Genomic DNA, 18676 nt, shown 5'->3' with positions numbered 1-18676 from the left:
TTCATCTTATACCCTGCCGTTTGCTTTCTTCTGCCTCTCTATCGCTATCACTAGCTCTCCCATTGATACTTTTTGAACAATATTAAAGCTGGGATTATTACCTCCTCCAGCGCCTATTAAAGTTTTAAGCTTTGATAAAGGACTTATTACCTCCGGATCATTCTTTGCGTTCGGATATTCTCCAACCATAGCCAGAGTAGGTCCCGAAACTATGCCACCGTTAGCGAAGTGTGGCACATTACTAACTCCAGATCCTGTAGAATCTTTTGAACTCCCTCCAGCAGCTGCACTGCTAATACCAGATCCAATAGCTGCGAGAGCAGCACCAGCGGCAATAAGCCCGATAGCTGCCGGAATAGCAGTAATAGGATTGGTTAATTGAGAACTCAGAACCCCCATCAGCAGCGCTGTTGTACCGTACTGAACCATCATTTTTCCCAGATTTGCTAAAAACTGACCAAAAGAGTTTAAAATGGTACGTCCAAAATCATCAAAACTCATATCACCAGCCATCATCTCACCTACGCCTTGTGCAAAAACAGTTACAACATCCGCTACAAACGAATTGACAGTTTCAGCCATAGACTCTTTGAAACTCTTAAATGCTTGCTTTTTCCTCTCTAAGTCAGCTAAAAAGGCATCAGTGCCAACTTTAACGCTCTTAATAGTGGTGTCTGCTTGCAATGGGCTATCTTTAAACTGATTTGTTTTATCATACTTAGGATCATTTAAAAGACCGTTCGTAGTGATCATTTTAGGTAAGCTCAGATTTACCAATCTGCTTTGTTTTTCCGCCAGATCCTGTATAGCATCACTCAAGGGCTCAAAGCCTAACTTAGTCAGCTTCTCAATCGCTTCCTGATACGCGTCAAACTTTTTTATATCTCCTCCAGAAATGAGATCTCTCTGGATCAGTTCGGTTTTAGCTAGCTGTAACTCCAGATCTTTATAAAGAGCTGTTATCTTTTTCGCTCTCGCTTCAGCGGCCTTTTCCTCGTCACTTTTCCCTGTTTTCGGCTTAGCAAGCATATCCTGCAGGGCTTTAATTCTATTGTAAATGGTGCTCCCAATTATGGCAGATCCATCTAACGCCTTTAAGTCATTTATCCGTTTCTGGATCTCTTTTACAGATGTTAAATTAGCATCATCAACCTCTTTTTGTTTGCCTTTTGCCCCATATAGCCTATCATATTCTGATCTCAAATTTTTAACTAATAAGATCTGATATTGCAGTGCTTGCTTTGCTTCATTCTCAGCCTTAGCATCTGCAAAGTTGCCGCCTCCGGCTTTGTATTTGTCTTGCGCTGCCTTATACGCATCACTCAATCCTTTTTGAGCAGCAATAGCGTCATTTAAAGAGCTCACCAAAATTCCTTTTGAGCTTTGTGAAACTTTCTTTGCAGATGACTCAGCCCTTTCGCTTATGTCCTGTAAAGCTTTATCCCATGCTGCTTTTCCACTGTCTCCGATGAATTTTTTTGGATGTGTGGCCAAATCATAAAATACTCCTAAAGATTGACTCAATTTGTTTAAGCCTTGCAGAGCACCGCCAGCGGCATCCACAACAAATGCGAAAAATGCACTTAGAGCCCCTTTTGTCTCAACCATCTCTGAAAAAGAGTTTTTAAGCCTATTTACTGAGCCTTGTAAACTGTCTACTTTTTCATTTTTATCATTTGAGAACGTTTTATCCAGTTCATCGGCCAACTTCGGTAGCAAATCAGCAGCTAAAACCTTTCCGTCCTGTAAAAGCTTGCCCAACTCTTGCTGTGTTACCCCCATTGCTTTAGCCGCAATAGCAAACGCACCAGGCAAACGCTCACCTAACTGCCCTCTCAACTCTTCAGATTGAACATTACCTTTAGAGATCATTTGTTGCAATGCGGTCAATGCTCCACTCATCTGATCACTACTAAGCTTAAGTTTTGCTCCAGCATTTGCAACAGCATTGAAAATCCTATCTGTCTCACGTAATGGGAAGTTTGAAGCAATAGCAGCTCCGGCAAACGATCGGTAAGAATCAGCTAGACTGACGTATTCAATACCTAACCTATTCGCGGTAACCCTCAGCCCATCCATTTTAGATCTTGCTGCGTCAACACTACCAAATGTGAACTCAAGCGATGTTTTAATACCATCTGTTTTAAGAGCAGTATCAAACGACATAGATAGAATTGCCTGAATCGACAGAAATCCTGCGGCCATTCCTGATAGCGTTGTTAAAACACCGCCCATAGCACCAGCATAATTACCAACATTCCGCTGATGGTTACCCATGCTCGCGTCGAATCTTTTTAAGGCATCATTTAGCCTATTATATTCAGCTATTTGAGCCCTGATAGTCGTATTGGTTGAGCTAAATCCATCAGCTGTAGCTCTTATTTGCCTGCCTAATGCGTTCATCCGCATTCTCATTTCGTCATAACTTCCGGAAGCTGCTCTATTTGTATTGGTATTTTGAGCATTTTGCAGTCTCAGCGCAGACAATGCCGTGCGATTTGCCTCAGTAGCTAATCTTTGGTTATTCAGCGCGGCCGTACTCTGTATTGCGGTTAATCTTCCAGCTTCGTTGGCTGTTCGGTTCGCTTCGGTTGCAGTACGCTGCTGCAAAAGGGCATTAGTGGCATTTTGCGTAGATGTTCGGCTGGCTTCTGTTACCGCCCTGTTAGCCTCAGTTGCTGTTCGCTGATTTATTAAAGCAGCAGTCGCATCCTGCACAGCTCTCCTACCCTCCTCGGTAGCTGCTCTGTTCTGTTCCGTAGCTGTCTTATTAGCCTCTGTGGCTAATTTCTGCTCTTTTAACTGGGCAGTTAAATTTTTTATGGTTTGGTTTGAGAGTCCAACCCCAAACCGTTTAATGTCTTTTCAAGATCTTTGAGGGCTTTATTTCCACCCGTAACAAAATCTAAAATATCTTTTGATCCTCTTTTTAAGCCTACGCTTAAGGACTCCATTTCGGCTATCACCTCAACGGATAACATTGCATCACTCACTTGCTTTCCCCCTCTCTAATTCTGCCTTAATTCTTTCAGCAATCTTGTTCTGCTTTGCTTTTGTTAATTTTGCTGTTGGGCGCTTTGGCATTACATCTCCTGCCATTGGCCACCAAACTTGTTGGTTTTCTGGTAAATCTTTTGGATCTGCATAACCCAGGGTTATAGTCCATGCTAAAGACCTTGTTCGCTTCCACGCTCTTAGCTCTTTATCAAAATAGCCCTCACACATAAGGTTGTACTCCGAATGTGTGAGGGCATAATATTCTTTAGGCTTTAATCCTAATTCACCAAAAGCAAACCTTTTTACTTTTTGCCAATCGGTTTTTTTGTTTGACGTTTTTTTGCTTCTGGCACTACCGTTTCCATCAGTTTTTTTTTTACGTCATCCATCAGCTGAGAACCTGCCTGGCTTTCTTCGAAACATTTGTAAACAGCTCCCAGAACCGGATCTTTTGCTAATAACATTGCCTCAACCCCCTCCGCAATTTCACGGTAGCTTAAGATTGGAGGTAAGCCCTCAACAATTTGATCATTGACATAGCCAGAGTAAATTAGATCTGTCATCAATTTAGACCAGCCAGCATTACCGATAGCCTGTCTATTCCCAAACTCTTCAATAGCCATCATCCCGAAAGTTAAAGGGGTAACTTTCCCCTTAACTCAATACTAATTCTGCCTGTATTCATTACGCCTCTGGTGTTGTGAAGTATTCGCCTGTACCTTGAAACGTTGCGCTAAAGGCTACGGCCTCATTACGGCCAGCCGAAAGACTTAAAGCGGTAATAAAAACATCACCTCTTATGATATCATCTGGATCGTCTACGCCTACCATTTTACAAGGGAATGTTGTTCCTGCCTTATGCAAAGCAGATAGTGCTTTAAATGATGCTTTGCTAGGCGCTCCACTATCATCTACAGCGTTTCCATCACCTTTAAATGACCAAGAAATATCCCCAGGTAATGAAGTTTTAAATTTTCCTGAGCATTTAGATGTTGTATCAATTTGATCAGTCGAACCATCCCAGCTGTTTGTCTTCAAACACGCAACCGCTACCCACGCAGCAGGAGCGCCAATTTTTACGAATAATACGTTATCCGTACCGTTTTTAAAATTTAAATCTGCCATCTCACTTTTTCCCTCTCTCTTTAATTTTTAATTTAATTGTTGAATCTTGTATTTGATAATTATGATTTTGCGTAATATTTTATATTGATTAGAATCTTCATCTATCGGCCTGGAAAGCGTCCTTACAGCATTTAAAATGTGAAAATGATCTATCTTAACCGTGTTAGGTATCAGTTTCTCATAAACTTGACCTGTAAGCTGATCGCGCTTTGAGCTTGTACCTGATCCTTGAGGAAATCTCGTTACAATATCCAAAGTGACATGAACATCTCCATTAAACACGCTTTTTAAGCTATCATCAGCCTCGTTTATATCTTTGATGACGATAAATGAATCTGGAGCAGAATCTGGCACAAAAGCGTCATAAATAGGCACTGAAGTACTTAATAATTTTGCTCTAACTGCTATCCTTAGAGGCTCTACTACGTCCCTTAAAACCGTTCCGCTAGTTGGTTGCTCAGGATTTGACGGATCAATTACACCCATATTAGGCGCTAAGTCCTCAGAAGCTAAAGGATCTTTACCAGCAGATCCTACATATTTCCCACCAGCATTGTAAAGCGATGTTAAAAGTGGATTGTTCGTTGCATAGTTACCGCTATGAGCAACGTAAAGCTGATTTGTAACCTTGTTTATCCATAACACATCAAACTCTACTACATACTCATTGAAGTAATCAAAATCTATTGACGAGACACCATTTACAAGCTCTTTAACGTACTCGATCTTATTTACTGAACTTTCGTCTGTAGGCCTACGCGAAACGACCACGTAGCGGCTAAAATCATCTTGCGCTTTATTGTTAAATATGGGATATGAATTACTATCCGAAATTTTAAAACCATCGCTTAAGAGAGACAAATAAATGGAGGCTGGGGCTGCATTTTGGTCAACCGATACAAAATCTATAATATCCTCAGCTATCTTAGTCTGTCCATCTCTCGTGAGTGTAAGTACGACACGAATAGGTAAATCATTTAGGATAGGATCTGTATTGTATTGGCCATCTCTAAATAATAAGTTAATTTTAAACTCATCCTTTGCTAGCGTTTTAGAGGTGATAAGCTGGTTATTATCAGCTCTGAACACCTCCAATTTCCTTTCAAAAGACTTAACATCATTTGCGTAATCAGTTAGGTCAATTCCGGTATAGTAAACAACCCATGTTCCTACGTTTAAGTATTGGTATGCTGCTTTTACTTTTGGTGTGAAATCTGTCATTACTTTCTTTTAATTGCCGTTCTAAGCCTATCTAATAAACCTGTTGTATTTTGTACCCACGACGGGTAGATGTAAGGCCTTGCTGGCAGCTCACCCTTACCGTTAACATAAAATTCGTACGCTAGATCTCTCCAATTTTGCGGACGAGCCCCCACTTCGTTCTTTGCGTATTCACCAGTACCAAACTCAATATAAGCCGCCATTTCCCCAGCATTCACCCAGATACGATAGCCGTTACCGGCCTCAAAGGCATTGCCCTTAACTTTGCCAGATAACTCTACCCAATTACCGTAGGAATCAAAGAACCCAATGGCGCTAGCGTTTACACTTGCATCAGATTTTATTTTCTCTCCAGTCGTTCCGATCTCTTTTTTTACGTTCATCTCGATTTTAAGAAAACGCTCCTGTAGATCTTCTAAAGCCTTGTTGAGTCCATCTATCATGCCCTGGTAATCCCTGTTAGTAGTAAATCCTTGCTATCTTGATCAACATTAACAATGCTGTGTATCGTGTAATCTTGATCCTCATAAGAGATGATCATATTTTTAGTGACATTTTTGTCTCGTCTAAACATCACTTTAAACTCCATCGGGATCTCCAAATCCGTTTGATAGCTCTGGAGATCTCTTTTAACTTTTGCGGCCTTAACAGTGGCGGCAGTCTCCCAATAGAGCACTCTTTGATCGGGATTAAAGCCGCCTCCAGCGTCCTGTACGCTTTCTAAAGAATAAACCTTAATACGATCTCTTTTCATTATAAGAACAGCCCTCCAGATATGCTATACGGAGACAATAACTCCTTTATACCAATAGGCACTTGATTTATGGCCTTTGTGACATCACTTACAATATAATCCTCTCTGTTACGGTATAGCGTTTGAACCATCAATTTGATAGCCGTTTTGATTGGTTCTGGTAAAGTGTTCTCCGGATAACCAGCCCTGTATATCACAGTTTTAACACCATTAACAGAGCGTACCCATTCACCTGTAAAATTATAATCAACGTTCTCGTCTAAAACTTTTACTGAAGTGATGGAAATCAAAGGCGCTTTTAGTCTAAAGTGGCGTAGCAACTTAGTTTCAGTTATTTCCTGCTCTGTAAACAAAAGCCCTGTATATTGCTCGCACCATGATATAGCAGCTTTCAACAGATCGCTAATCAACCCATCATCTAATATATAATCAGCATCGATTTGGGCGTAAGACTTGCAATCGCTCAGTGTGGGTAACATTACTTTTCAGTTTTAATTTTTACTTTAGGCTCTACAGCCTTAGTTTCTTCGACAATTTCAACCAGCTTTTTAGCTGCTTTATCCTTTGCTTCAGCATCCGGCAGATTAAATGTATCTCCTTTGTGCTTAAAGCCATTACTACCATATCTGATAGTACTCGCAATCACTCTTACTTTAGCCATCACATTAAAATTTAGATCTCAGACCAGGGATCGAACCTAGATAAACAGAACCAAAATCTGTTGTATTACCATTATACTATCCGAGAGCTTGTTAATCCCTGCCGATCTGATCTAAGCAGGGATTAAGATTATTTTGTGCTTTCTTTATCTGGCTCAATGGTTAGTTTTGCAACTTTGTCCACAACAATTAATTGATTAGCCAGCATTCGATCACATTTTAATTTGTCACCCTTGTTTTTGGTAGCAAATTTTTTAGTAAACTCTACCCAAACCATTATGACTACCCTCCTGCTTCTACTTCAGATAAAGTAACTAATGCCGCGCTGATAGAGGTAATTCGTCTGAATCCTGTTTTATCAGCATTACGGATCAACAGATTTAAGCGCTTACGAGCTTTTAATGTCTGCATATCATCACCGAAATCAGTTCCGTTTAATCCTGTAGCAACGTAAACGCCTGGCACTTCATAAATAGCCCCGTAACGTGAGTCACCAATGATCATCTCATTGACAGCAACAGCGTTACACTCAACAACTAACATGTTGTCAATTTTATCGTCTTTCGCGAATGGAACAATGATATAATTACCGTTAGCATCCTTTTTAAGCTTTCTTTTGTTGATGTCTTTAATGTTCATCAACGCGAAATCTGGAGCGTATTTAGATCCTTTATCCGTAGTAATGTCCTCGGAAACTTTTACAACTAAATCGTTGATTGAAGCATCTTCGATACCAGAAGCTACAGGGGTATAATCCGGCACACTTGCCTTTAATCCTTTGATCTCGTCACCTGTACCATCAGCAGAATACAAATCTGTATCGATCTTGATCGCTACGTTAGTTTCTAAGAACATTTTAAGCTCTTTTGCGAAGCGTGGAGCATCGTAAATAAGCTCTTCAGACATCGGGATTGTATCACCGATTTTCTTTAAATCCAAAGTGTATGTAGCGAATTTAGCGGTACTTTCTGGGAAAGACTCACCCTCTTTTACCGATTTAGCTGCGCGTGTGATTGTTGCAGCGTTCCAATCAACATAACGCACAACCCCGTTGTTACCCTCGCCAATTGGGATTTTTGGGAACAAATCATACAATGTAAGTTTTCTGTGCCCAATCTGTCCGATAGAGTCCAAGTCTAAAGCTGACGGATTACCTACAACTGAAGCCCTTAAGGTATCAGCCTTAATTAAAAATTCATGCTCTGATCCTTTGTTTTTAGAAGCTTTTACTAAGTGCTCTTTCTCCTCAGTAATAACAGCCTCTAACGATTTTGGCTGCACAAATCCACCCTGTTTTTTAAGCTGAATATCTAACTGATCAGCGTGCTTTTGAGTTTCCTCATTAGCTTTTTTTAGCTCGTCAATCTCCTTATCGAAAGCCTCTTTCTGTTTTTCCAGAGCCTTATCAATGTCAGCCTTACGCTCCTTGTTTTCGTGCTCCCTTTTTTCAACTGCATACTGATCTCTTTCAGCTGCCGTCATTTTGCCCAATTCCTCTTCTGTTTTGTACTTAAACATGCGATTAAATTAAATTTGCGTTAAATAATAAACTACCTCTCTCCTCATTTTGAGCGCCTTTTAACGGCTCTTCATCAGTGCTGTTAGGCAGCTGAATATCTTTATTCTCTATATCGTATAAAGTTGCTGTAGCATCATTTGATCCGAACAGCACCATAGATCCCTCTTTATAAATTTCTGCCTCATGAATAACCCAGAAATATCCGTCCTCAATAGCTTTCTCCTGATTTACAATCAATGGCAGATACTTATCGAAAACCGCTTTCTCTTGCTTGTAATACTCAGAGCTATCATTAATTGCCAGCTCTAATCTTACATACCGCATTCTGACAGAATACTGAACATCCTCTTTATCTCTTAAGATGTAAAAGGCAGCTGGATTAGACTTCTCTGTTACCATTGCTTTAAACATCAATACCTGAGTACTTCCAGGGTATGACTTACCAAGCTTACTCCACTCTACCTCTTTGATTATCAACTCAACCTCTTTAGGATAGCTGATTACATTGCCAACAGATAAATCGTGATTGATAATGAAATAAATCCTACCTTTTTGCTCTTCAGCGGACTTATCCCAGATGCCGTATAAATGCAGATCTGAGTGACTATCTAGGTAATTAGTGCTGTTTATAATTGGATAAACGTAATCGCCATACTTAAGCTGGGTTGCTGAACCATCCTCCTGCTTTAATGTGCCATCCTCCTTTAGTGAGTAGTCAATGTGATCAGAGAACTTAACAGCTTCAGTCTTTTGCTTAATAATCGCCTCCTTAGAGGCCTTTAAAGCAGCAAACATTTCTTGCTTAGTCTCAAAAGATTGACCGCTTAATTCTTTACAAGTAAACTTCATTTATTTTGATATTGGTTTGTTGATGCTGTTTAGCTTTTGATCAATGGACTTTTTTAATTTACCATCGGTTACTTTCGATTTAAGCTCTTTTAGCTTGTCTTTTGTAACACCAATATCTTTTGACTTCTCCATCTGACTAATCTCCCTCTAAATAAAAAAAGAGAAAACTACACTATTTTGTAACGCGACACCACTCTCAACTTATCCCTATCTAGCTGCTTACTTTAGTATAGCTTTCTCTTTCTGTCGTAAAAGTATAACTTAAATTTTAATTATGCAAATTATCCATATATGAATATTTTTATTTTTCTTCGTCATCCTTTCCTGTAGCCTTTACAGTGCCTGCCATTTCAATCGGGATCATTTTAGACTCTATATAATGGCGATCCATATTAGGGTCTTTTGAGGCATCCCATTTAAAGATACTTCGAACCTCATTAGGAGTTAAGTTCGGTTTACCATAAACTTTCATCATCAATTCCAGATCTGGTTGCAATTCCGGATATACAGTTGTATCAAACGCAAGGTGTAAATTATTACCAAAGCGCGGCAATAGCCAGGCAGTTAAACCCTCAGCAATACCGTTAAGATCTGGCATTACTGAATTAGTAACTAAAGCTTTATAAGCCTGCTCCTGATTTGCAAAACTACTGCCTTGCTTATCTCCTACTAAAATAGGATCTACACCGAATAAAGATGCAATTATACCTCTTTGATGAACGTCAGCACTGATCAACTCTAACTCAGCTGGACTGTCACCGATCTTAGTAACATCAACCATTCCATTTGTAGCAACAATGTTTTTATAGTTATCTGTTCCCTTTAATTGCGCGGCTATCCTTTCATTTAAAAGATCTATCTGCTCTGGAGTTAAAGATCTTTCACCTTTGCCGCTTAATAAGTGAGCTGATCCACCGTTTTCATAAGCTTTTGCAGCAGCTGCATTGTTCGCGTCATTTGTCTTTAAAAGCTTGTTACCCACCTTAATCGGAGACAAACCGCCCGTTTCACTTAACGGATTCCATGTTTTGTAATGAAAAACGTTCTCTTTTTCAATTCTCTCCTGTTTACCATCAACCATAATCAGGTAATGAGATACTGGATCTAGTATATTGCCAGAGTAGACAGGCTCAATAATAGTCGGGGGCACAACATGCAGCTCCTTAAACTTTCCAGCATTTCTACCGTTTGAGGGAGCGATACCATAAACAAACGTTTCTCCCAGAACCTTGAAGAAACCCAATAAAGATTCTCTAAATTCTACTCCTGTTTGATAATCATTTGGCTTATTTAATAAATCAATGATCTCATGACTTTCAAGCTCTTCCAGTGCCTCATCCTTAAGTCTGGCAGCCTCAAGCCTATGTTCCTGATTTTTAGACTGCATGAACTGATCATATTTAACCAGCTTCTTTTTACTCTTTACTTTGCTTAGGATGAACGGAGCTACCTTTGCTTTCCTTAGATAAACATTAACAGCAACATAAACATGCACATTTTTGCCATAACCATTTTTTAAATAAGCTGCTTTATTATCTGCAAACCAGCTCACAATCCCATTAACAACCAGCTGAAACGATCCCTTAGCCGGATCTATAACGCCCTTTTTTACACTCTTGAATAAATTTAACATTCCCATCTTATCACCCTCATTTTTATTAATTCACGTAAAAAACAAATTGATCTATTTCAAACCAGATCCTCATCATAATAGCATCAGACCAATCCGGACTCCGGCCAATTAAATCCTTTATCTCGTCCTTTGGAACAATCTGCATTTTTCCATCCTTATCCATATCCTTACGCTTAACCTGCTCCAGCTCTTGAATAATCGCGTCTTTTACTTCAGCAATAGCCGCAAAGATTGATAGATCTAATAGATTTTCATTAATCATCTCAGCCAGCTTATAGTAGCACTGAGCTTTAAGGTTAAAGTAATTCTCACCAAATAAAGCCTTTGAATTGTTCACAAATCCCTTACAGCCAAGTATATCAACAGCTCCACCACCAACTCCATCCTCATCAGCAATAACATTACTTAACGGCACTGAATGCAGTTTTCTTAACCTTTCGATTTCACTTGCGGCCTCGGTTATCTTTGACTTTGGGATTATCAGATAATCAATCACCTTTAATCCCTCCCATACTAACACAATACCCTTATCAGCCCCCATACGTGCTATATCAGCACTGATAAACTTTTGACCGAGCTTTACAAACGTATTAGTGAATAAGTCTATAATCTTATTAAATAAGATCAATGCTGACGGATCATTATCATACTCCCAATTACCATAATAAAGCCTTTGAACGCTATTAGCATCCAGCCTTAACAGTGACTGCAAATAGCTAGGATGTAAAAAGGGATTATCCGTTGGTAGCGCCTGTATAAATCTCCTATGCTTTGGTAGAGAGCCGTCTTTGAATGGCTTATAGAACTCTGAATAAACGTAGTTCTTTGCTGGATTACAGCTCCCCAGCATCTTAGGCATTAAACAGAACTCAGATAGCTTGTATCTAATACGGGATTTAACAACCATCCAAGCCTTTAAAACAAGCTGGTTACACTCATCAATAAACGCTCCGGTTATCTCAAGAGATCCTAAACTGTCAAAATTTGGATCACTCGGATATAAAAACAAATCCTTTAAGATGATCTGCGAGCCATTATGAAAGTATATCGTAGACTTATTATCGTTGTAGGTGTATTGGTTTGTTACACCAAGCTTAGAAGCTATATCAAAGAAAGAGTTAAGGGTAGTTTCCTTTAATGTTTTAAGCTTAGACCTGCCCATCAGCCAGCGTGAGCCAGGGTATTTCTGGCACATCTCAATTAGCCACATACAGCCAAAGGCAGATTTACCGCCTCCAGCAGCACCGCCATACAAGATCTCTTCGGTTACGTTATCCTTGAGAAAGTAAACTGCATTTTCCTGCTTAGGTAGTAGCCTCATCCGGATTAACTCCTCCTCCCAAATTCACCGTCACATGATTAACTGCCTCTTTCTGCTTATTATCAGCTAAGAATAATCCGAGATGCTTACCCAACGCATCTAAGGCTCTAATTTTATCGTGAAACTTGACCTTTCTGACTGTCCCAATAGTTACACCTTGAAACTTCTCCTCAATACTCTCTATACTTGAAATAGCGCCAGCAGTGAAGTCATCTAGCTGCTTAACGTTATGAATGCCACCATCAGTCTCAAAGACTTCTCTAATGTCAACAAATGCGATCTTTGCGTACTCTTCCAAAACCCGTTGCTGAGTTATATTGGTGGAGGCTTGCAACTCCTTTTGTCTCCCAGACATATAGGATTGAATGCTAACATTTGCTAACAAGCGCGCCCCCTGCTCATTGGCAGTCTTAATAGAATATCCAGCCCTTATTGCAGCCTGAGTGGCATTTAAATCAATCAAATACTCCTCACAAAACCGTTTTTGTTTTTCTGTTAACTCTCTCACTTTATCCCCCTCACTAATCGTATAAAAACCGACTTTCGTACACCCTGAAGGATTCGAACCTACAACCTACCACCGGACAGCGGCCGCTCTCTCCATTGAGCTAAGAGTGTATTTGCTCGTCTTTCCGAGCTGTCAATATTTTTAATCCTCTGTAGGTTTTTCTTTCTGAACCGTTACATCAATTTTAGTTGCTCCAGCCCTCGCGGAGGTAACACTTTTACCTACCTCAGTTAACTTTTTTGATTCATATATTTTCATCGCTGTAACGACGTCAATAGCCTGCCGAGTCTGATCCTCCGGAATAGGGACGAACGACAAGAAGTTAATTTTAACCCCTTTGGACTTCAGTAACTCGTTAACTTTCTCAAGAAGTAGCGTCTCAAATTCAGCCTGTGAGAAATCAACTATATCCTCATTAATTAACAAATCCCTGGCAACCTCTTTTATTCTCTTATCTATAACTGAATTTTCAGCGGTTTCATAAGCTTTTGCGCTATTTGTCTCGCTATCACTATCAGAGTTTATTTTACCTAAGTATTTAGCCTCACCGACATACAAAATAGCATCGGTAATGGAATAATCATAAGTAACCTCTATCTTAGCCATAACACGATTAGCAAAAGCAGACTTAAAAACACTCTCCCCCTGCATTGGGTAATCTGGCACGGTGATCTTATAGGAGCACATTCCGATACCCTTAGGCAATGTCTCGCCAGCCTTGATCAGTGTCCAAGACACACCGCAATTACTCGTATAAAGAGTTTGAACATTTGATTGCGCTCTATCACAAGAGGCAAGGAATAACCCTAAAAGGGCAACTAATAATAGTTTTCTCATTTTAACTGTTTTTTATTTGTGTGATTAATTTAAAAGCACAATAGAATATAATGGCCGGAGATAAGCCGAATAACAATGCAAAAACTAAACCTGCATTCTTATAATAAGCTCCTAGAACATAAATCTCAAACCAAGAGAATAATAGGCCTGAGACAATAACTAAAACAATAACGTAAAGAAATATTTTCATGATTATCTGTAATGTGATGGATAACGATTTTTTTGTTTTCGTCCTCCTTTTTTTGACATACCCTTATTAGGCTGTTTGGCTTTATCAAATTGAATTGATGCCACCATCTTTTTTAATTCATCACTGGCATAATTACCTCTATTACCCAGATGTTTTAATTGTTCGGCAGCAGACTGCATTAAGCTATCCGCTCCTAATGATTGAGATATAGAAACAATTGAACGAATAAGCTCTATCATAGCTAACTCTGATCTGTGAAAAGCTACAGCGTACTTAGCTATAACATCTCGTGTAAAATCGCAGTTATAAGACTTGTTTAAACTAGACAACCCCTTTTCTATCTCTTTTTCGATACTGCGAGCCTCATTTAGCCATATCTGGGTAGCTAAAGATTTACCGAAACTTATCCCACCCATACGCTGTACATGAGCTGAAAAGCCACCAGAGCCACACCCAATGACGATAAACTTTCTTCTGCTTTCCACTATTCGAACTCCTTACACTTTGCCTTATACTTGATAATAATATCGATCAGATCAAAGCGATCCCATTTACTAGGCATTCGAGAGATCATTTCAATATCCTCAACCTCTTCCAGCCCAATTTTATCAATAAGGTTAATCCTATAATCAATAAGATTGCCGTGCAAATGTGTGTTACAACGCGCACATTGTCCATTAACATTTCTTTCATCAAATCTAGTTGCAGCAAATGTAGACGCTCTGTAGTGCCCAGCATGAACTCCTAACAAAGGAACAAGCGTTGAACACGAAATACATTTGACGCGGCCATTAACGGCATCCCTATTTCTCACATAACGATTAAAATACTCTGTGGCTAACTTAATCAGCGCTGGTACAGGCTTTTTCTGATACTTCTGGGTCTCTTTAGCATTCATGGAACGAAGATAAACAAATTATGTAAATTATCCATATAGGGATAATATTTATCTGACTGATATTGCTGTTTTAAGATTTTCATACAGTTAAGTGAAACTATCAACCGCTATTACGTATAATTTAATTAATAAATAAATTCAAAAACATTTGGAAAAGAGTAGTAATATTACTACCTTTATATCGTCAAACAAAAATTAGTTCTATGAAGAGTTCAGAGTTACACCGTTTAATAGGCCGAAACGGTTGGAAGTATTTAAAGGCTGAGGGTAGTCACTACATCTATGAGAAAGATGGCAGGAAATACCCAGTACCATACCACGGAGCAAAAGAAGTTGGTAAGGGACTAGAAACAAAGATTAAGAAAGAGATGGGGCTTAAATAGCCCCTCTTTAAAGGATATTACTGTTATAAAAGAATTAGATGTTACTATGAAAACTGTGAAAATTGTAATCGAAAAATCCTCAGATATGTATTCGGCATACGCTGAAAATGTAGAGGGCATTTATGGCGGTGGAGATACCCCAGCTGAAGCGAGAGAGTCCATACTTGAAGCGATTAGAATAACCAAAGAGATCAATGATCCTAAAGACATTCCATCGATACTAAAGGGAGACTATACTTTAGTTTACGGATTTGACGTTAGAAGTTTGTTAGAATACTATAAGGGGATTTTTACAAATTCAGCTTTAGAACGCATTACAGGGATCAACCAGAAGCAATTACAACACTATGCGTCTGGTTTAAAAAAGCCTAGAATTGAGCAAAAGAGAAAAATTGAAGAGGGTTTGCATAGAATTGCAGCAGAACTACAAACTGTTACCCTATAAAGATAAACGGATTGAACACCCGTTATTTGTTTGACAACAAAAGCCCGACTTGATTTTGATAATCTCTCGGGCTTTTTTAATTACTAATATTTTTAGTATTATTGCCTTTATGGCTTCAGACACAATTATATTTTCAGCTGCTTTCGGGAATAATATTAAGTTAGTTGAATTATCTGCCCCATCAGGGGGCGGCAGTGGCTATTTTGTTATGATAAACAGTTACTATCAGGGAACTGTGTTTAAGCGGAATGGCCAGTGGACAGGCAATTTTAACCCAAAGGCCGAAATATACACAGCCGACATAGCTGAGATAGGGAATAGAATTGATTGCGGATTATAGATTTTTAAATAAAATCGTAAATTCACAACTTATTTAAATCAACACTCACAATAAAATGCTAGAATTTATTAATAATCCATGGACTATCGGAATCGTCGGAAGTGTTATTAGTGGTATTATCGTTTATATAGTAACAGAACGCATCTTTAAGAGAAAGATAAATAAGGAAATATCTGAAAACATAAGGCTAGCAAATGCTGAGATTATGTACGCTATACGTCCTTTAATTGCCGCAAACGTAACTCCAGACCAAGATACAGTTACCTCACTATTCAACGCCACAGCAAGAAAACACGATGTTTCAATAGGCAGTATCGCAAACTGGATTGATGTTTTAGATCAACTTACTAAAGAAGTGCTAGAAAACTCTTTTTTAACTCCAACCAATAAAATGCTGTATTGCAAAGCACTTGAAGCGATGAAGCCAGTAATAGAAGTCAACGCGGTAGCAGCTTCAACAAATGACATTGAAGCACAAAGGATAAAAGAAAGAAAATTTACAGCAGCCTCTACTAGCGCGCTTGCTACAGCTGTACTAGGCGCATCGGTCGCGGCATTTGGTTCGTTGATAGTAACGAACAAAACCAGCAAAAAAATCGACTCAATTACTTTTGAATTTCTCTCTTCCCGTAACTTAATTATACTAATCATCCCTTTGACAGCTCTTTGTCTTGTAGCGTTTGTAGCTGCCTATGAGTATGCAAAGAAACGACACAGATTAAAAAGGTATGATAACAGTAGTGGTATAGATACCGATAAGTACAACTAACTGGCTTACAACTTTCAATGCTTATAGAACGTACAATATCGGCTGAATACACGATATTTCGAATTATCGGGTTATTAGCCGATAATTAATTATTTAAACGTATAAAATACAGAGTATCAGAATTGTATTTTAAAGTAAGAGTTTTCGGGTTCACACGAAGTATTTGAAACTTGTAAATGTTTGGATCAGATCTCCATGTTAGACTATCCTGCATTATTCCATGTACTTTAAAACTATTATCTCCAATGCCGTTAAGGCTTTTAATTGTGAATTGCCAGGCGTGATCATGTGACAGCCAAGTTCCAAATAGAGTGGAGTTTTGCTCTTTTTTACAAGCAACAAAAATCATGGTTAAAACGATTAGCAAAAATTTGTTTGTTTTCATAAGGGCGCTTTTTTAAGGATGCAAAAATAGTATCATTAATTAATTTTTTATATTTACTCAAAAAAATATGTTAGATAAACCGAAACCAATAACTTTTAAGAGCTATCTATTGAATGGCGAAGTACAAAATTATTCTGTTCCAGTGAGCGGCTTCTTTCATCAATGGGGATCAGATGTAATTAAATTAGACAATGTTTGGCATCCAATTACTGTTGCGATAGTTGAGTCAGGAAATGGACAGGTGCACAATGCACTCCCAGAAACGGTATTTTTCACAAAATATTAAAAAACTGGCCTGAGTTTTTTAGGCCAGTTTTTTTTGACGTTTACGGCAACCCCTTGAGTTTTCTTGCCTTTTGATGAAATAATAATTACGTTAACTTTAGTGTGATAAGCGGAAGCTATGTAGTCGCTCCGATTATCGAATACGACTTTAAAGGGAGAGCCCTTAAATTCAAAAGAAAGCACAGGATTATCTTTTTTAACATCCTCACTCAATAATTGAGGCTCACAAACATTACTTCCGTAAGATATTACCCATTGCTCCATTTTCTAGCGCTTTTAGATCTTTGGTAAATTTATTTTCAAGCCCCTGTATTCTACGGGTTAGCCTAATATTAGCTCCCTCAATCATCCAATCTATTTTGCTGTTAATAACCGATTTCAAATGATTGTAAACCCTGGCGCTTATACTTTGAGTAATGTAGGCATAGGCCTCATCATAGTCTGTAAACTCTCGCTCCTCTCCTCTATAACCAGAAGCAACAAAATATTTGTTTTGGTAAGGCCAAACGACAAATAAGCCTACATGCCTGCCGTCATAATATCCTCTAACAACCGTATTATTATACAGTTTCTCCGAACTAAATTCCATCTTATGCCTCCTTTACAAACATTGACCTCATACCCTCACAAACTTCCTTGATCTGGTTTTGATCTAAATGAGCAATCATCTTAACAATCTCATGCAGCTCGCACATCGACTCTAAAATGTTATCATCCTTGCCAACTTCCAGACATAGCTTACTATGCTCATGCACCGCCTTTATGCTCTCCTGAGCTCTTCGGATATGATTGTGTATAGCCGGCTTTCTAAAATTAACATCAAGCTGGTCGCTATACTCAATATCCAAAAGTCTACACAAAATATACTGCATACGATAGCTCTCGCCTACCGCCCTCATCCTCGCCTCAGTTAATGGTTGTATTCTTAATTTTTGCATTTTATTTACCACTAGATCCAAAACCTCCATCACCTCTCTCCGTTTCAGATAGCTCATCGGCCTCAATCAGTTCAATCTCCGGATAAGGCAAAATAACTAACTGAGCCGCCCTTTCCCCGATTTTGTACTGAGCATTAGGGATATTAGCCAGCATAATAGCACTAACCTCACCGCGATAGCCGCTATCAATAACACCAACAGAATTTGTTAACGTTTGATGAAATTTATATATACTGGATCTGGGAAATATTAAACCTACATATCCTTGAGGGATCTCAAATGATAACCCGAACCTGTATTTAATATGCCAGCGCCAATATGCTCAACCTCTACAACGGTTAAGTCCAATCCAGCGTCACCGGATTTAGCGTATTTGGGGATTACTGCATTGGGATGCAACTTTAAAACTTTAACTTTCATTTTCTAATTCTTTAAGCCATAACTGAAGTACAGCGATTGATTTTCTAATTTCTTGAGGTAATGGATCTTTTTTGCCGCCACGATCCAAGCGCTTCACTACATCAAAAGTGTATGGACTCCAATTTCTTTCAGAGGCAATCTTATAAAGACTGCCTTTTGAATTGTCGTAGTAAGCTGGCGTTTCAATATTATCTGCCATA

29 protein-coding genes and 1 tRNA gene are annotated in these 18676 nt (G+C 38.9%); 4 read left to right on the top strand and 26 right to left on the bottom strand.

From position 1 onward, the window contains the following. Positions 1-6: 6 nt before the first annotated feature. The 19 genes from G7074_RS18200 to G7074_RS18115 form a co-directional block, all read right to left on the bottom strand. Positions 7-2610, bottom strand: coding sequence for a tape measure protein (locus G7074_RS18200; protein WP_166210395.1), 2604 nt, complete (start codon positions 2608-2610; stop codon positions 7-9). Between the two features lie 375 nt (positions 2611-2985). Further along, the gene (locus tag G7074_RS18195; protein WP_240916348.1) at positions 2986-3225 is read right to left on the bottom strand and encodes a hypothetical protein; all 240 of its coding nucleotides are present in this window, start codon (positions 3223-3225) and stop codon (positions 2986-2988) included. Between the two features lie 74 nt (positions 3226-3299). Continuing rightward, positions 3300-3623, bottom strand: coding sequence for a hypothetical protein (locus G7074_RS18190; RefSeq protein ID WP_166210392.1), 324 nt, complete (start codon positions 3621-3623; stop codon positions 3300-3302). Between the two features lie 58 nt (positions 3624-3681). Further along, entirely contained in the window at positions 3682-4122 is a 441-nt protein-coding gene (locus tag G7074_RS18185; RefSeq protein ID WP_166210389.1) for a phage tail tube protein, read from the bottom strand. Positions 4123-4149: 27 nt separating this feature from the next. Continuing rightward, positions 4150-5343, bottom strand: coding sequence for a hypothetical protein (locus tag G7074_RS18180; protein WP_166210386.1), 1194 nt, complete (start codon positions 5341-5343; stop codon positions 4150-4152). Then, positions 5343-5786 carry a hypothetical protein gene (locus G7074_RS18175; RefSeq protein ID WP_166210383.1) on the bottom strand — a complete coding sequence of 148 codons (444 nt, stop codon included), beginning with the start codon at positions 5784-5786 and terminating at the stop codon, positions 5343-5345. The genes G7074_RS18180 and G7074_RS18175 overlap by 1 nt, the downstream gene beginning before the upstream one ends. After that, a complete protein-coding gene (locus tag G7074_RS18170; RefSeq protein ID WP_166210380.1) occupies positions 5783-6097 on the bottom strand; it encodes a head-tail adaptor protein in 315 nt (104 codons plus the stop codon). The genes G7074_RS18175 and G7074_RS18170 overlap by 4 nt, the downstream gene beginning before the upstream one ends. Then, positions 6097-6576 carry a head-tail connector protein gene (locus tag G7074_RS18165; protein WP_166210377.1) on the bottom strand — a complete coding sequence of 160 codons (480 nt, stop codon included), beginning with the start codon at positions 6574-6576 and terminating at the stop codon, positions 6097-6099. The genes G7074_RS18170 and G7074_RS18165 overlap by 1 nt, the downstream gene beginning before the upstream one ends. Then, on the bottom strand, positions 6576-6758 hold the full coding sequence (locus tag G7074_RS18160) for a hypothetical protein (RefSeq protein WP_166210374.1): 183 nt from the start codon (positions 6756-6758) through the stop codon (positions 6576-6578). The genes G7074_RS18165 and G7074_RS18160 overlap by 1 nt, the downstream gene beginning before the upstream one ends. A 280-nt stretch (positions 6759-7038) precedes the next feature. Next, on the bottom strand, positions 7039-8274 hold the full coding sequence (locus G7074_RS18155; RefSeq protein ID WP_166210371.1) for a phage major capsid protein: 1236 nt from the start codon (positions 8272-8274) through the stop codon (positions 7039-7041). Positions 8275-8278: 4 nt separating this feature from the next. Further along, positions 8279-9124, bottom strand: a complete 846-nt coding sequence (locus G7074_RS18150) for a hypothetical protein (RefSeq protein ID WP_166210368.1) — start codon at positions 9122-9124, stop codon at positions 8279-8281. Further along, positions 9125-9256, bottom strand: coding sequence for a hypothetical protein (locus tag G7074_RS27660; RefSeq protein WP_255456743.1), 132 nt, complete (start codon positions 9254-9256; stop codon positions 9125-9127). A 169-nt stretch (positions 9257-9425) separates the two neighbouring features. Then, positions 9426-10763 (bottom strand): phage portal protein, encoded by a 1338-nt coding sequence (locus G7074_RS18145; protein WP_166210365.1) that lies wholly within the window; start codon positions 10761-10763, stop codon positions 9426-9428. 19 nt (positions 10764-10782) lie between these two features. Then, entirely contained in the window at positions 10783-12078 is a 1296-nt protein-coding gene (locus G7074_RS18140) for a phage terminase large subunit (protein WP_166210362.1), read from the bottom strand. Then, positions 12062-12586, bottom strand: coding sequence for a terminase small subunit (locus G7074_RS18135; protein WP_166210359.1), 525 nt, complete (start codon positions 12584-12586; stop codon positions 12062-12064). The genes G7074_RS18140 and G7074_RS18135 overlap by 17 nt, the downstream gene beginning before the upstream one ends. A gap of 38 nt (positions 12587-12624) precedes the next feature. Beyond that, positions 12625-12696, bottom strand: a tRNA-OTHER gene (locus G7074_RS18130). A 31-nt stretch (positions 12697-12727) separates the two neighbouring features. Further along, positions 12728-13423 (bottom strand): hypothetical protein, encoded by a 696-nt coding sequence (locus tag G7074_RS18125; protein WP_166210356.1) that lies wholly within the window; start codon positions 13421-13423, stop codon positions 12728-12730. Positions 13424-13615: 192 nt separating this feature from the next. Further along, positions 13616-14098 carry a hypothetical protein gene (locus G7074_RS18120; RefSeq protein ID WP_166210353.1) on the bottom strand — a complete coding sequence of 161 codons (483 nt, stop codon included), beginning with the start codon at positions 14096-14098 and terminating at the stop codon, positions 13616-13618. Then, a complete protein-coding gene (locus tag G7074_RS18115; RefSeq protein WP_166210350.1) occupies positions 14098-14511 on the bottom strand; it encodes a recombination protein NinG in 414 nt (137 codons plus the stop codon). The genes G7074_RS18120 and G7074_RS18115 overlap by 1 nt, the downstream gene beginning before the upstream one ends. 203 nt (positions 14512-14714) lie before the next feature. On the opposite strand from G7074_RS18115, the gene G7074_RS18110 reads away from it, so the two are divergent. The 3 genes from G7074_RS18110 to G7074_RS18100 all read left to right on the top strand — a co-directional run bounded on the left by G7074_RS18110 (position 14715) and on the right by G7074_RS18100 (position 16448). After that, a complete protein-coding gene (locus tag G7074_RS18110) occupies positions 14715-14894 on the top strand; it encodes a type II toxin-antitoxin system HicA family toxin (RefSeq protein ID WP_166210347.1) in 180 nt (59 codons plus the stop codon). Between the two features lie 46 nt (positions 14895-14940). Then, positions 14941-15339, top strand: a complete 399-nt coding sequence (locus G7074_RS18105; protein WP_166210344.1) for a type II toxin-antitoxin system HicB family antitoxin — start codon at positions 14941-14943, stop codon at positions 15337-15339. 395 nt (positions 15340-15734) lie between these two features. Beyond that, entirely contained in the window at positions 15735-16448 is a 714-nt protein-coding gene (locus tag G7074_RS18100; RefSeq protein ID WP_166210341.1) for a hypothetical protein, read from the top strand. Positions 16449-16533: 85 nt separating this feature from the next. On the opposite strand, the gene G7074_RS18095 is transcribed toward G7074_RS18100, so the two are convergent. Continuing rightward, positions 16534-16833, bottom strand: a complete 300-nt coding sequence (locus G7074_RS18095; protein ID WP_166210338.1) for a hypothetical protein — start codon at positions 16831-16833, stop codon at positions 16534-16536. Positions 16834-16900: 67 nt separating this feature from the next. On the opposite strand from G7074_RS18095, the gene G7074_RS18090 reads away from it, so the two are divergent. Then, on the top strand, positions 16901-17119 hold the full coding sequence (locus tag G7074_RS18090) for a hypothetical protein (RefSeq protein ID WP_166210336.1): 219 nt from the start codon (positions 16901-16903) through the stop codon (positions 17117-17119). Here G7074_RS18090 and G7074_RS18085 read toward each other — a convergent pair. Genes G7074_RS18085 through G7074_RS18065 form a run of 6 tightly spaced genes read right to left on the bottom strand, consistent with a single transcriptional unit; the run spans position 17116 to position 18675 of the window. Then, a complete protein-coding gene (locus G7074_RS18085) occupies positions 17116-17382 on the bottom strand; it encodes a hypothetical protein (protein ID WP_166210333.1) in 267 nt (88 codons plus the stop codon). The genes G7074_RS18090 and G7074_RS18085 overlap by 4 nt on opposite strands. Next, positions 17351-17707 carry a hypothetical protein gene (locus tag G7074_RS18080; RefSeq protein WP_166210330.1) on the bottom strand — a complete coding sequence of 119 codons (357 nt, stop codon included), beginning with the start codon at positions 17705-17707 and terminating at the stop codon, positions 17351-17353. Before G7074_RS18080 ends, G7074_RS18085 begins: the two co-directional genes overlap by 32 nt. Before the next feature lies 1 nt (position 17708). Next, positions 17709-18113, bottom strand: a complete 405-nt coding sequence (locus G7074_RS18075; RefSeq protein ID WP_166205931.1) for a hypothetical protein — start codon at positions 18111-18113, stop codon at positions 17709-17711. Then, on the bottom strand, positions 18058-18306 hold the full coding sequence (locus tag G7074_RS27990) for a dUTP diphosphatase (protein ID WP_370526652.1): 249 nt from the start codon (positions 18304-18306) through the stop codon (positions 18058-18060). Before G7074_RS27990 ends, G7074_RS18075 begins: the two co-directional genes overlap by 56 nt. 5 nt (positions 18307-18311) lie before the next feature. Continuing rightward, positions 18312-18476: a hypothetical protein gene (locus tag G7074_RS26745; protein WP_205944089.1), complete on the bottom strand. Its 165-nt coding sequence runs from the start codon at positions 18474-18476 to the stop codon at positions 18312-18314. Beyond that, entirely contained in the window at positions 18466-18675 is a 210-nt protein-coding gene (locus G7074_RS18065) for a hypothetical protein (protein ID WP_166210327.1), read from the bottom strand. Before G7074_RS18065 ends, G7074_RS26745 begins: the two co-directional genes overlap by 11 nt. Position 18676: the final 1 nt, after the last annotated feature.

Source organism: Pedobacter sp. HDW13, from assembly GCF_011303555.1.
Lineage (GTDB): Bacteria > Bacteroidota > Bacteroidia > Sphingobacteriales > Sphingobacteriaceae > Pedobacter.
This window is presented reverse-complemented; position numbering and strand designations above follow the sequence as displayed.

Coding starts and splice junctions, on each gene's coding strand:
- G7074_RS18110 (WP_166210347.1), top strand. CDS start 14,715: ATGAAGAGTTCAGAGTTACACCGTTTAATAGGCCGAAACGGTTGGAAG.
- G7074_RS18175 (WP_166210383.1), bottom strand. CDS start 5,786: ATGATAGATGGACTCAACAAGGCTTTAGAAGATCTACAGGAGCGTTTT.
- G7074_RS18185 (WP_166210389.1), bottom strand. CDS start 4,122: ATGGCAGATTTAAATTTTAAAAACGGTACGGATAACGTATTATTCGTA.
- G7074_RS18115 (WP_166210350.1), bottom strand. CDS start 14,511: ATGAATGCTAAAGAGACCCAGAAGTATCAGAAAAAGCCTGTACCAGCG.
- G7074_RS18095 (WP_166210338.1), bottom strand. CDS start 16,833: ATGAAAACAAACAAATTTTTGCTAATCGTTTTAACCATGATTTTTGTT.
- G7074_RS18195 (WP_240916348.1), bottom strand. CDS start 3,225: ATGTGTGAGGGCTATTTTGATAAAGAGCTAAGAGCGTGGAAGCGAACA.
- G7074_RS18180 (WP_166210386.1), bottom strand. CDS start 5,343: ATGACAGATTTCACACCAAAAGTAAAAGCAGCATACCAATACTTAAAC.
- G7074_RS18065 (WP_166210327.1), bottom strand. CDS start 18,675: ATGGCAGATAATATTGAAACGCCAGCTTACTACGACAATTCAAAAGGC.
- G7074_RS18140 (WP_166210362.1), bottom strand. CDS start 12,078: ATGAGGCTACTACCTAAGCAGGAAAATGCAGTTTACTTTCTCAAGGAT.
- G7074_RS18090 (WP_166210336.1), top strand. CDS start 16,901: ATGTTAGATAAACCGAAACCAATAACTTTTAAGAGCTATCTATTGAAT.
- G7074_RS26745 (WP_205944089.1), bottom strand. CDS start 18,476: ATGAAAGTTAAAGTTTTAAAGTTGCATCCCAATGCAGTAATCCCCAAA.
- G7074_RS18085 (WP_166210333.1), bottom strand. CDS start 17,382: ATGGAGCAATGGGTAATATCTTACGGAAGTAATGTTTGTGAGCCTCAA.
- G7074_RS18165 (WP_166210377.1), bottom strand. CDS start 6,576: ATGTTACCCACACTGAGCGATTGCAAGTCTTACGCCCAAATCGATGCT.
- G7074_RS18075 (WP_166205931.1), bottom strand. CDS start 18,113: ATGAGCTATCTGAAACGGAGAGAGGTGATGGAGGTTTTGGATCTAGTG.
- G7074_RS18190 (WP_166210392.1), bottom strand. CDS start 3,623: ATGATGGCTATTGAAGAGTTTGGGAATAGACAGGCTATCGGTAATGCT.
- G7074_RS18160 (WP_166210374.1), bottom strand. CDS start 6,758: ATGGCTAAAGTAAGAGTGATTGCGAGTACTATCAGATATGGTAGTAAT.
- G7074_RS18125 (WP_166210356.1), bottom strand. CDS start 13,423: ATGAGAAAACTATTATTAGTTGCCCTTTTAGGGTTATTCCTTGCCTCT.
- G7074_RS18100 (WP_166210341.1), top strand. CDS start 15,735: ATGCTAGAATTTATTAATAATCCATGGACTATCGGAATCGTCGGAAGT.
- G7074_RS18170 (WP_166210380.1), bottom strand. CDS start 6,097: ATGAAAAGAGATCGTATTAAGGTTTATTCTTTAGAAAGCGTACAGGAC.
- G7074_RS18155 (WP_166210371.1), bottom strand. CDS start 8,274: ATGTTTAAGTACAAAACAGAAGAGGAATTGGGCAAAATGACGGCAGCT.
- G7074_RS18145 (WP_166210365.1), bottom strand. CDS start 10,763: ATGGGAATGTTAAATTTATTCAAGAGTGTAAAAAAGGGCGTTATAGAT.
- G7074_RS18105 (WP_166210344.1), top strand. CDS start 14,941: ATGAAAACTGTGAAAATTGTAATCGAAAAATCCTCAGATATGTATTCG.
- G7074_RS18080 (WP_166210330.1), bottom strand. CDS start 17,707: ATGGAATTTAGTTCGGAGAAACTGTATAATAATACGGTTGTTAGAGGA.
- G7074_RS18150 (WP_166210368.1), bottom strand. CDS start 9,124: ATGAAGTTTACTTGTAAAGAATTAAGCGGTCAATCTTTTGAGACTAAG.
- G7074_RS27660 (WP_255456743.1), bottom strand. CDS start 9,256: ATGGAGAAGTCAAAAGATATTGGTGTTACAAAAGACAAGCTAAAAGAG.